The organism is Streptomyces sp. NPDC021096 (assembly GCF_040641275.1).
Lineage (GTDB): Bacteria > Actinomycetota > Actinomycetes > Streptomycetales > Streptomycetaceae > Streptomyces.
Map to the genome: position 1 here is coordinate 145,038 of NZ_JBFADG010000011.1, position 11,293 is coordinate 156,330.

Below are 11,293 nucleotides of genomic sequence, written 5' to 3' on the forward strand. Positions count from 1 at the left end.
CTTCAGAGGTTGGTGATGACGCGGCGACGCGCGGGCGTCGTGGGGTCGTGGTCCCATCCGGAGGTGCGCACGCCGCCGCCCTGTCCGCCGGCCGCCGCCTGCGGCCCGTCGACGACCGCGGTCAGCGGGTTGTCGCGCAGGGTACGCAGGCGCGCCTCGCCGCGGCGCGGGTCGTAGTGCTCCCGTGCGTCGCGTTCCTGGTCGTGCTGGAGGGTGCGGATCTGGCGGTCCACCACGTCGGTCAGGCCCGCGCGCACCTCCTCCGGCAGGCCCGGGTGGGCGGCGAGGGCCCGTACGGCGTGCAGGCCGGTACGGGCCTGGGCCAGCGCCTTGCCGGCCGAGAACTCGTCGCCGCACGCCGACAGCGCCGCCGTGAGCGCGTCGGCCCAGGACTGCAGGCGCGTCTGGAGGGCGTCGCCGATCCGGCGCATGAGCCGCTCCCAGGCGTCCGGGGGGAAGTCCTCCGCCCTAAGCGCGGGGAGGGCGGCCGCTTCGATGCCGGGTGCGCCCGTCGCCCATCGCTCCAGGTGGCCGGCCCACACGTCGTAGGCGCCGCCCCCGCCGCCCCACAGGAACGTCACAGTCCGCTTCCCGGGCGGCGGACCACGATCTCCCCCGGAGGCAGGGGCTCCCAGTCCGGGAGGTCCGCCACCAGCCGGCGCAGCCGGGAGGTGACCTGTTCGGCGGCCGGCTTCACCGGTGCGGACCATGGGTTGCCCGCCGAGGGGCGCCGCACCGCTCCGATGCCCTGCCCGTTCCCGTCCGTCGTCATGCGCTTCCCTCCGCGGTGCCGCTCACGACGCGGCCGTCGTACGGCGACGCGGCGTGCTGCGCGGTCGCCAGTTCCTTGATCAGCTCCCGTGCCTTCGGCATCAGGGCGTCCGCCTCCTGGTAGCGGCTCTGCCAGTCCCGCAGCTCGGCGTAGGCGCCCCGCAGGTGCAGGACCGAGTCGTGCTTGGCGGCCTCGAGGGTGACGCGGACGTTGTGCTGGTGCTTCCGGGCCCGTTCGGCCCTCTGGTAGAGGACGCCGCCCCAGATGCCGAAGACGATCAGCGCCGCGATGATCGCGAACCAGGCGCTGAGCCCCATGAAGAGCAGGAGCACGGCCCCGGACACCGCCGCGGGGCCGATCAGCTTCCTCTTCAGCGGGTAGGACAGCGATGCGATCAGCACGGCGGTGTGGTGGTCCCAGTGGGCCACCAGGGAGTGCTCCAGCTGGTCCGGGGGCGTGGTGAACGACCCGGTCCACGGCGGCAGGTTGAACGTCTGGGCGCCCAGCGAGTGCTGGGTGGCGAAGTGGGCCTGCACGTCGGCCGGCACCGACGCCTGGTAGTCACGGCTGAAGCCCGCATGCGCCTGGGCGAACCAGTCGGCGCAGGCCGCGACGGACAGCCGCTGCGTGGCCGGGGAGGCGCCGATCGCCGCCGGGGTCAGGGCGGAGGTCGTCTGGATGGTGAGGTAGTCCAGGGTCTCCTCCAGGGCCGCGTGGTCGAGGTCCGCGGCCTTGCGGGCCGCGTCCTCGTCCCCGCCGTGGGAGATCACCGCTTCCTGGTAGGCCAGTTCGCGGCGGTGCGGCAGCTCCTCGGTGTCGTACTCCGAGACCAGCCGGTCCAGGATGTCGTCGACGGCGTCCTCCAGCCGCTGCGACGGACGGTCCTCGCGGGCCAGCATGGCGCTGTACTTGTCGAGGAGTGCCCGCTGGGCCCGGGCGGCGCCGAGCGCGGCGTCCAGCTGCGCCCACTGCGGGGAGACGGCCGCCAGCCGCGGGAACTCCTGCTGGGCCGACGGCCCCCGCAGCGATTCGACCTCGGCCCGCCAGCGGGCCACCTGTGCGTCGTCGGCCGACTCGTCGTCGAGCAGCGCCTCGCGCCACTGGGCCAGCGTCGTGCGCAGCAGCTCCCGGCCCGCGCCGCCGAAGGCGCCCTGGGAGATCGACTCCAGGATCACCGCGAACTCGCGGCCGAGCTCGGCCGGGTTCTGCGCGCGGAGGTAGTGCCGCAGCCAGCGCACGGACGTCTCCTGCCGGCCCTGCCGGCGCAGGACCAGCGCGAAGAGCAGCGACGTACGCGCCGGGGAGCGGCGGAACGCCTCCTCCACCGCGCGATCGCACAGCGAGCGGTCGTCCGCCGACCAGGCGGCGAGCGCCACCAGGGCGGGGGCGAGCCAGTACCGCGGCGACTGGATCATCAGCTCGTCGCTGACGTTGCGGACGACCTCCTCCGAGACCAGCCCGGTGTCGAACGCCTGGAGCATGCCCACGGCCGTGCGGCGGACCTTCTTGTGGTGGCCGAACTCGTGCTGGATCTTGTCCTGTACGACGCCGACGCGCGTCTGGGCCAGCTGGACGTTGGCCGTCAGCTTCGTCTGTTGCGCGAAGGCGAGGAACTCGTCCCGCAGCTGCTGGAGTTCGCCGCGCGCCTGCTGGGTGGCGGCTCCTACGGCGTTGACCTGCCCGGACACGGCGCCGACCTGCTCCTGCAGCTGCACCACGAGCCGATTGACCCGGTCCACCTGGGAGCGCAGGACATGGTCCACTTCGGACATGTCTCCCCCTTCCTCGTTCCGTTCGTCAGTGCGTGGCGCTCCGGGGAGAGCGCGGTGTGATGCCGTTCGCGGCCGTCAGGGCCGGACGACGGTGCCGTCCTCGAGCACGGGCAGGAGCGTGCCGCTCGCGTACACCTCGACGTATGCGTAATTGCCCGTGCGCACCAGCATCCGCGCCCCCGAGAAGGGGTCCGGCATGGGCTGCCCGGGGGCGAAGTGGTCGATGATCTCGTGCAGGAGGCTCAGCCTGTGGTCCACGTAGGGCGGGCCGAGGTGGCACTGGGCGACGAAGCCGATCGGTACGTCGCCGAACGCGTCGGCGTACTCGTCGCGGATGCGGCCGGTCAGCTCCCGGAAGGCGGCGGCGTCGAGGCGCGCGTCCAGCCGGCGCACCGCGTCGCGCAGCCCCTGGCCGCGCGGTCCGTAGCGCTCGCGCGCCGGGCGCGGGGCGGCGGCCGGAGCCGTGGTGCGCGCGGTCGCGGGGCTCTTCGGGCCGGTGGCGCCGAAGGCCGGGCGGACCACCCGGCGCGGTCGCTCGATGGATCCCATGGTTCCCCCGATGTCATGGGTACGCGTGATGCAGAAGGTAATCAGGTGACCACAGTGGTCGTTGACGGATCGCCAGTATGGCGAAAGATCGGCCACCGTGGGTGCCGGAACCGGATTGCGCCCGGAGAAAGCCCCGAAGGCAACCCGGTGGCGCCCTGACGTGCCTGCCAGACTCTGCCGCATGGGAACGGTCTACGCACTTCTGGTGGGCATCAACGACTATGCCCGGCCCTCGCTTCCACCGCTCGCCGGATGCCTCAACGACATCGCGGCGGCGCGAGGTTGGCTGCGCGAGCGGCTGGGGACGCCGCCCGCCATCAAGGAGTTGACGGACGGCGGGGCGACGGCCGGGGCGGTCGCCGACGCGATCACCTGGCACCTGGGACAGGCGGGGCCCGGCGACACCGCCCTGTTCTGGTTCTCGGGCCACGGCACCGAATACGCCGTGAACAGACCGGAAGACCTCCTGATCGAGGCCACCGGACGGTGCCAGGCGATCGTCTGCGCCGACGAGGCGTTACCGGACAAGCGCCTCGGGGCACTGCTCGACGCCGTCGCCGCCCGCGGCGCCCACGTGGCCGCCGTCCTCGACTGCTGCTTCTCCGGCGGCGGGACCCGCGAACCGGGAGCCGCGGCCCGCTACGCCCCGCCCCTCGCCGAGTGGTCCGCGGCCGTCAAGGACGCGGCCGGGCCGTCCCACCCTCCCCGGCACGTGCTCCTGGCCGGCAGCCGGCTCGACCAGGTCGCCTACGAACGGGACTTCGACGACAGGCGGCACGGAATCTTCACCCGCGCCCTGCTCGACGCCCTGCGCGCCGCCCCGCCCACGGCGACGTACCGGGAGGTGCTCGCCGGCGCCCACGGCCGGGTGCAGAGCGAGCGCGAGCACCAGCACCCGGTGCTCTTCCCCGCCGAACCCGGGGGCGTCGCCGACACCCCGGTCCTCGGCGGACTGGTGCGGGCGCCCGCCCCGCACCTGCTGCGCCACGGCCGGGAGGGCTGGGAGGTCGACTGCGGGAGCGTGCACGGACTGCGCGGAGGCGAAGGCCCGGCACTGGCCACGGAGTTCACCGTCACGGACGACACCGACCCGGCCCCGCCCTCCCCCCTCGTCCGCGCCCGGTCGGTGCGCGCGGAGCGCACGCTAGTCGACCCCGGGGCGTGGGAGCCGGACCCGGCCAGGACCTACGCGGTGGCCCTGTCGTCCCTGGCCCTGCCGCCGGTCTCGGTGCGCCTGGAGGGCCCGGACGCGCCGCTCGTGACGGAAGCGCTGGCCACCGCGGGCCCCCGGGGAAGGCCCTCGCCGCTCCTGGGACCAGGCGGGGAGCACGGCATGCTGCTGCGGGTGGCGGCCGGGGCCGGGCGGGCGCGGGTCATGCGCAGGGACGGCTCGGCGGCCGTGCCCGACCTGCCGCTGACCGGCCCCGACGACGCCCGCCGCGTCGCCCGCTGCCTGGTCCACCTCGCCCGCTGGCACCAGCTGCGCGACCTGGACAACCCCGGCTCGCCCCTCGCCGGACAGGTCCGCGTGGAGATCGCCCCCTGGACGCCGTACGGGGACGCCTCCCCCCTGACGCCCGACGGCCACGGCGAGATCGTCTGCCACTACACCGGACGCCCCGGCGCCTGGCGGCGGCCGGAGGTGTCCATCCGCATCCGCAACCGCTCGCGCCGCCCCCTGTGGGCGGTCCTGCTCGACCTCACCGACAGCCACGGCTGCGACACCGCCCTCTACGAGGGCCACTTCATCGGCCCCGGCGGCACCGGCCACGCCTTCGACGGGGAACAGCCGGTGGAGCTGTCCCTGCCCGCCTCCCGGGACGAGGTCCCCGGCGCCTTCGTGCGCGACTGGCTGAAGCTGATCGTGGCCGAAGGGGAGCTGAACACCGTGCCCTTCCGGCTGCCGGCCTGGGACCCGGCCGCCGGCTTCCGGGCCGCCGACCACGGCCCGGCCGCCGACGGCGTGCTCCACCTGGCCGCACCCGGCACGGCCGGGCACCGCGACGCCGTGGCGTCCCGGCGCACCGCCCCCGGCCAGTGGGCGGTGCTCACCGTGCCCGTGCGCACGGTGATCCCCCCGCTCAGCGGCCCAGGTGCGTGAAGCCCGCCCATGACGCCAGGTCGTCGGGGTCGATGACGGCCGCCCGCTGCCGCAGGGCGGCGGGCATGTCGTCCGGCACCCGCCGCGCCGGGTCCAGCATCCACAGCTGGGCCCGGTGCAGCGCCCGCCCGGGCGGCTCGCCCTCGCGGCGCAGGTAGTGGTGGGCCATGAACATCAGCACGGACGTGGCGTCGTCGGGCACCGGCCACAGCGAGCCCAGCACGGACCGGGCCCCGGCCACCAGGAACGCCGTCGCCAGACTGTACGCCTCGTTGTGGCCGCGCCCGGAGACATGGCTGCGACAGGCCGCCAGCACCACCAGCTCGAGCTGGCCCCGGTCGCCGCCGTCCGTCGCCTCGGTCAGCTCCTCGGCCGACAACTCCCCGTCGTACAGCTTCAGATAGGCGCTGCGCTGGCTGTTGGGGGCGACCATGCCGTGGCAGGCCAGGTGCAGCACTCCCCCGGCGTTGCCCGGATCGCGCAGCCAGCCCAGGACGTCGGCCGTGCCCGCCCGGCCGGGCCCGAGGAAGCCGCCCTGCCGGTAGAAGGCCCCGTGCACGGCCGCGGCCTCCTCGCCCGCGTACGTCAGGTCCCCGGTGGGATTGCCGACCACCAGCGCGGCGCCGCCGTGGGTGACGGCGGGCCGGGCCGCCACCTCGCACAGCAGCCGGGCCGAGGCGGCGTACGAGATCTCCGCCTCCTGCACGGCATAGGTACGGGCGGATCCCTCCGCGTCACCGGGCGACCAGGCGGCGTGCCAGGGCACCACGCCCAGCGCACCCATGGGGACGAGCACCAGGCGGGGCCGGCGCCCGCTGGGCGGCCGTCCGATGGTCTCCAGCAGGGGCTTGACCGCCGCGTACCAGGCCCAGCCGCACAGCCGGTCGAGCCGCTTGCGCAGGGAGACCCGCGGGGCGGCGCCGGTCCAGGCCGGGCCCATGTCCCGCACCCCGGCGCCCGGCACGGCCGCGTACTCCGCCAGGGCCGGGGCCTCCTCGCGCAGCGCGGGCAGCGGCAGGGAGTGGACGCCGCCCCCGGCGTCGACCAGCACCGCCCAGCCGCCCCGGCCCTCCTGCCCGGGCATCAGATAGGCGAGCACGTCGGCCCGCACCGAGCGCAGGGCCTCGCCGATCCCCTCCGGTTCCGGCGGCTCGAGCAGCCCCGCGGCGGCTCCGTCCAACCCGGTGAGGGCGGCCAGGACCGCGCGGCGCAGCTCGCTCGGCACGCCCGCGGCGGCGTCGCCGTCCCAGGCGGCCGCGCCGGGCGCGCTCTCGCCGCCCGCCGCGCGCCAGCGCTCGGCCAGCTCGCCCCGGCCGGCGGCGGTCAGCAGGTCGGGCACCGAGCGGGAGGTCGTCGCGGCGTGCAGCACCAGCCCCCGGCAGGCGTCCAGGGCGGCCACGGCCTCCTCGGGAGCCCCGTCCGCCAGGCACCACCCGGCGACCTCCAGCGCTGTCTCGGTGGCCTGGGCCGCGGCCTCGGCGGCGTGCCCGGTGCCGGACTGCAGCAGCACCGCCCACGCGTGCCCGCGCAGGGCGTCCAGACCGACGTGCCGGCCGCGGCGCCGGTCCTCGCCGCCCCCGCCGCCGCGCTCGCGGTAGGCCTTGCCCAGCGTCACGCCCAGCACCGCCCACAGCCGGTGCCCGGGGCCGGCCGCCAGGCGGTGGGCCTTCTCCAGCCACCCGATCCCGGTGTCGAGGGAGCGCCGGCGCTCGTGCGGCAGCACCGAAGCGCGGGCGCAGTGGCCGGCCCCGAGGACGTAGGCGTACCGCAGCCAGTCGTCGCTGCCGTCCTCGGCCAGCTCCAGCGCGTCCTGCACCAAGGCCATCGCCTCGTCCAGCCGGCGCACGTCACCGCTCTGCCCGGCCTGTTGGTAGAGGGAGATGCCGCTGGAGCCGAGCACCCAGGCGTGGTGGTCGCGCGGCAGCGCGGCGGCCTGCCGGCGCAGCTCCGCGGTGGTGGGCCGGCCGGTGAGCGGCGCGGCGGGCGCCGCGCCCAGCCGGCGGGCGAGGTCGGCCCGCTTGACGTGCAGGCTCTCCAGCATGGTCCACACCTCGATGCGGGAGGTGTCGTCGTCCGGGAGCGAGGCGTGCAGCTCCCGCAGGACGGCCAGGCCCCGGTCGACCCCGGGCAGGTCGCCCTGCTGATGCGCGCGGTGCGCCTGCAGGCCGGCGTTCTGGCCGTCCATCATGCGCCGCATGTACGGGGTGAGGACGGGGCTGTCCCGCATCCGCTCCCAGTCGTCGACGGCGGAGTCGAGGTCGTCCCTGCCGTCGTGGAGCTGGCCGCGCGTGAAGGAGGCGAACCAGCGGAACATGTCGGTGCCGTCGCGCAGCTCGGCATGCTCGCCAGTGAGCGCGCGGGCCTCGTCCAGTTGCCGGAGCGCCTGGTCGAGGCCGGTGCCGTCGCCCGCCGCCTCGCTCTGGATCCGCTGCGCGGCGGCCACGCTGCGGATGGCCGCCTGCCAGGTGGCGTTGTCCTGATTGACCGCCAGGGCCGCCTCGGTGAGGGCCTGGCGCTGCCGCGCGGTGACGTGGGTGCCGTGCGGGTCGAGCATCGGGAGGTTGGCGAGCAGGTGGCCGGCAAAGTTGCCGTGCTCCCGGCTGCCCGGTTCCAGGGCCTCCCACTGCGCGAAGAACTGGTGCAGGCTCTCCGTGAGCCGGGGCCCGCCGGCCAGGTCGTTTTCGAGGGCACCGAATTGCGAGTCGTCGAGATTGGGGGAGGCACGGCCTTCCTGCACGGCCCGGGCGAGCTCCATGTAGGCGTCGCGCGCCTCCCGGGACAGCTCCTGGAGGCCCTCGTCCTCCTCGGCCGTGCCGCACTGCACCATTTCGCCGCGCGCCCAGGCCAGCACCATCACGGCCATGCCCCGGGCATCCGGGCCGAGGCCGCCGTCCCGGGCCAGCGCGGCGGCCTCGGCCGCGACCGGGAGCCGGCCGGTGTCCTTGTCCTGCCGGTAGCGGGCCTGCTCCAGCAAGGCGAGTTGCAGCGCGGCAGGACCGATAGGGCCGTCGTGCTCCTCCTCCCAGCGCCCGACGGCCTCCCGCAGCAGGCTGATGGCACGGTCGCGGCCCGCGTCATCGTCGCGCTGGGCGGCCCGCTCGTACAGCAGCCGTCCGAAGGCGTCCAGGAGCTGGGGCGTGAGGTGGTCGAGGGCGTCGGGCCCGGCCAGGATCGGCTTCAGTTCGGCCTCGGCGGGGCCGGGCTGGGTCTGGTCGTCGAAGTGCCACCACAGCAGGGCGCGGACGAAGACGCCGCGCACCCGGGCGTGCCGGCACCAGCCGGGTTCCTCGCCCTCCTCCGCCCCGGCCCCGGCCAGGGCCAGGCCGAACATGTCCAGCGCCTGGGCGAGCTGGTCGCGGTCCGCGGCGGCGCGGCCGCGGTCCATGAGCGCGTTGCCGAGCGCGAAGCGCAGCAGGGGCAGGTCACTGCCGGGCGGCGCGGAGCGCAGGGCCTCCCGGTAGTGGTCGACGCAGGCGTCGATGTCCTGGGGCCGGCCGCCGAGTTCGTAGCGCTCGTACGACAGGTCGCCGATCAACTCGTGCACCAGGGCCGCGTCCGGGCCCTCCGGGTCCTGGCCGTCGAGGGCCTCGCGCAGGCTGCGCAGGGCGGTGTCGAGGGCCTCCGGCGTACGGAGCTCCTCGTAGCCGGCGACGGCGGCGCGGGCGAGCCGCAGGAGCCGCTGCGGGCGGCCGGGGTCGTCGTGCGTCACGCGGGGCCCACCTGTGCGTAGTAGAGGCCGAGGACGGTGTCGAGCCACTCCTGTCCCCCGGGTGTGGAGAAGTCGACCGGCGGGGTGCCGCTCTCCTCGACGACGTCCGGCGGGCAGCGGTCGCCGAAGAGGACCGTCACCCGGTCCGCGGGCTCCCGCTTCGACGGCCAGACGAAGCCCTGGGCCCACGGGTCGGTGTGGCGGCGGATCCAGTGCCCCCAGGTGCGGGTGAAGGGGTAGTCGTGGGGTTCGGCCTGGACGAGCCAGGAGTCCTGCGCGATCGCCGCCAGGTCCCGCCCCGACATCAGCGAGACGACGTCCACGTCGGCGGTCAGCCGCAGGAAGGCCAGCCGCCTGCCCCGCACCGCCGCCCGGGGCACGGTACGCGGCCCCGCGGAGTCGAACGGTATGGACCGCAGCAGCGTCTCGCACACCGCGGACGCCGTCGTGAGGCCCGCGTAGAGGAAGGCGTAGCCGTCGTCCTCCGTCGCGTCGAAGCGCCCGCCGCCGTAGAGCCGGCCGGTCGGCGCCGGGTTGAAGGACGTCGCGGGCCACTCGCCGCGGTGCACCCGGAACAGCGGGGTGCCTGCGGGGAGGGTCACCTTGGCGGGCGTGCCCGGCGGGGCGGCCGGGGGCTGCGTGTTGGGCACCGCGTCACTCCCCGTCCGTCAGCGCGTGCGCCACGGCCACCAGCTCGTGGTCCCGGCCCGTGCCGAGGAGGGACGCCGGGGGCGCCGCCAGCCAGGCGTTGTCCGACAGCCACCAGTCGGCCACGCCCCAAGGGTCCTCGCCCGCGTCGAGCAGCTCGTTGACCTCCAGCAGCACCAGCCAGGGCAGCGCGTCCTCGGAGAACTGGAACCGCGGCAGCCGCACCGCGCCGCCCTCGCCGGTCAGCCGGATCAGCCCGGCGGCGTACGGGTCGCCGCCCTGCCGGATCACCACGTCGTCCGACAACGCCGGTACGGACAGCAGGCGTTCGCGCACGGGCCCGAGCACCGGGCCGACCATGCGGGTGCGGTCCAGCACCAGCGCGGCCAGATCCTCGGCCCGGAACCCCGCGGAGGAGGCCGCCTGCGGCGCGGTGGCGACGAGCCGCCCGCCCTCGGCGTCCGGCATCGCGTCGGTCAGCAGCCGTGCCGCGTCGCGGGCGGCCGCCTCCCGCCCGGCCGGGGTCCCGCGCAGCCGCCGCAGGGCGGCGGCCAGCGCCTGCCGCGCCTGCGCGGAGAGCAGCGGCTCGACGGCGTCCCACTCGGCGGCGGCCGCCGCCAGCACCTCGTACGGGTCGTACGGCCCCTGAGGATTCACGCCCGTCCTCCTTCCAGCATCCGCACGATCACTTCGGCACTCGCGGGCTCCCGCACCACCAGGTGCACCTCCCACTCGGCGCCCCGCGCCAACTCGGCCTCCACGGCCGCCCACACCGCCGCGAAGCTCACCTCGGGGGCCAGGCCGCCCCGGCCGGCGCCCAGCAGCGGCAGGCACACCGACCGCAGGGGCGGTGCGAAGCGCGGGGACTCCTCCGCGAGCAGGGCGAACGACCGGGTGACGGCGCGGGTGACGTCGGCCGGCAGGACGTCGTAGTCGTTCGTGCCCGCCCGGGGCACCGCCACCGCCGCGTGGTGGATCCGCCGTACGCCCTGGGCGCTCAGCGCGCCCGGTCCCGTGACCGCCACGGTCCCGGGCTGGACGGGCCGGCCCGCGGCGCCGTGGCGGACGGCCCACGCCCGCAGTTCGTCGTGGACGCGGTCCTCGATGAGCTCCCCGGTGGGGCCGCGCAGCGCCCCGGCCCGCCGCAGTGACGCCGATATCGACGACTTGTACGGCTCGGGGAGCGCGAAGTAGACGTTGGCCGGCGACACGATGACGTCGACGTCCCTGAGGAGGTCGACGGGATGGACGTGCAGCGTCAGCCGGTACGGGCCGGGGCGCAGCTCGCGGTGCGTCCCCCCGATCAGGGGCGCGGGGCGTGCGTCCCCGTGCGGTGCCTCGGCGGCCGCGTGCGCCACCTGTTCGGCCACCTGTCCGAGCACCATGGGCTCGTGGTGCTTGCGGAACCGCTCGACGCTCACTCCGTACACCTCGGCGGCCCGGCGGCGCCGGCCGGCGGCGGACCAGTCGCGGGTGCCCTGGGCGAGGCCGAGGCTGTAGGCGGCGGCGTCCCGGAGGGTGCCGCCGTCCAGCCGGGACACGGCGGTGGTGAGTAATCGTTCCACCGCGGGGGCGCCGGGGCCCGGCTCCCGGCCGGAGGCGAGGCGGGAGAGCAGGGGCAGGTCCAGCTCGCGCAGCCGCACGATGCCCGCACGCCTCACGGCCTTCACCTCCCCCAGGATCGCGGCATGGTCGGGGGCGGGGCCGTTCGGCATGGACGGAAGAATGTCACCCTGCCGGGC

General features: G+C 75.8%; 9 protein-coding genes. 1 reads left to right on the forward strand and 8 read right to left on the reverse strand.

Annotated features, from left to right (window positions below):
* Positions 1 to 2: 2 nt before the first annotated feature.
* The 4 genes from AB0G59_RS17415 to AB0G59_RS17430 all read right to left on the reverse strand — a co-directional run bounded on the left by AB0G59_RS17415 (position 3) and on the right by AB0G59_RS17430 (position 3,093).
* Positions 3 to 581, reverse strand: a complete 579-nt coding sequence (locus tag AB0G59_RS17415) for a hypothetical protein (RefSeq protein WP_360912435.1) — start codon at positions 579 to 581, stop codon at positions 3 to 5.
* Positions 578 to 772 (reverse strand): hypothetical protein, encoded by a 195-nt coding sequence (locus AB0G59_RS17420; RefSeq protein ID WP_360912437.1) that lies wholly within the window; start codon positions 770 to 772, stop codon positions 578 to 580. Before AB0G59_RS17420 ends, AB0G59_RS17415 begins: the two co-directional genes overlap by 4 nt.
* Complete coding sequence (locus AB0G59_RS17425; RefSeq protein ID WP_360912439.1) at positions 769 to 2,544, reverse strand: hypothetical protein; 1,776 nt, start codon at positions 2,542 to 2,544, stop codon at positions 769 to 771. Before AB0G59_RS17425 ends, AB0G59_RS17420 begins: the two co-directional genes overlap by 4 nt.
* A 75-nt stretch (positions 2,545 to 2,619) precedes the next feature.
* Entirely contained in the window at positions 2,620 to 3,093 is a 474-nt protein-coding gene (locus tag AB0G59_RS17430; protein WP_360912441.1) for a hypothetical protein, read from the reverse strand.
* 181 nt (positions 3,094 to 3,274) lie between these two features.
* On the opposite strand from AB0G59_RS17430, the gene AB0G59_RS17435 reads away from it, so the two are divergent.
* The gene (locus AB0G59_RS17435) at positions 3,275 to 5,194 is read left to right on the forward strand and encodes a caspase family protein (RefSeq protein WP_360912443.1); all 1,920 of its coding nucleotides are present in this window, start codon (positions 3,275 to 3,277) and stop codon (positions 5,192 to 5,194) included.
* Here the strand turns inward: AB0G59_RS17435 and AB0G59_RS17440 are convergent.
* From AB0G59_RS17440 to AB0G59_RS17455, 4 genes are read right to left on the reverse strand one after another with little or no spacing between them, the layout of a single operon-like run.
* Positions 5,175 to 8,903: a CHAT domain-containing protein gene (locus tag AB0G59_RS17440; RefSeq protein ID WP_360912445.1), complete on the reverse strand. Its 3,729-nt coding sequence runs from the start codon at positions 8,901 to 8,903 to the stop codon at positions 5,175 to 5,177. The two genes, AB0G59_RS17435 and AB0G59_RS17440, sit on opposite strands and share 20 nt — an antisense overlap.
* Positions 8,900 to 9,553 carry an RES family NAD+ phosphorylase gene (locus AB0G59_RS17445; protein WP_360912447.1) on the reverse strand — a complete coding sequence of 218 codons (654 nt, stop codon included), beginning with the start codon at positions 9,551 to 9,553 and terminating at the stop codon, positions 8,900 to 8,902. Before AB0G59_RS17445 ends, AB0G59_RS17440 begins: the two co-directional genes overlap by 4 nt.
* Positions 9,554 to 9,557: 4 nt before the next feature.
* Positions 9,558 to 10,208: a hypothetical protein gene (locus tag AB0G59_RS17450; protein WP_360912449.1), complete on the reverse strand. Its 651-nt coding sequence runs from the start codon at positions 10,206 to 10,208 to the stop codon at positions 9,558 to 9,560.
* Entirely contained in the window at positions 10,205 to 11,266 is a 1,062-nt protein-coding gene (locus AB0G59_RS17455; RefSeq protein WP_360912450.1) for a hypothetical protein, read from the reverse strand. The genes AB0G59_RS17450 and AB0G59_RS17455 overlap by 4 nt, the downstream gene beginning before the upstream one ends.
* Positions 11,267 to 11,293 lie beyond the last annotated feature (27 nt).

Coding starts and splice junctions, on each gene's coding strand:
- AB0G59_RS17420 (WP_360912437.1), bottom strand. CDS start 772: ATGACGACGGACGGGAACGGGCAGGGCATCGGAGCGGTGCGGCGCCCC.
- AB0G59_RS17425 (WP_360912439.1), bottom strand. CDS start 2,544: ATGTCCGAAGTGGACCATGTCCTGCGCTCCCAGGTGGACCGGGTCAAT.
- AB0G59_RS17430 (WP_360912441.1), bottom strand. CDS start 3,093: ATGGGATCCATCGAGCGACCGCGCCGGGTGGTCCGCCCGGCCTTCGGC.
- AB0G59_RS17435 (WP_360912443.1), top strand. CDS start 3,275: ATGGGAACGGTCTACGCACTTCTGGTGGGCATCAACGACTATGCCCGG.
- AB0G59_RS17455 (WP_360912450.1), bottom strand. CDS start 11,266: ATGCCGAACGGCCCCGCCCCCGACCATGCCGCGATCCTGGGGGAGGTG.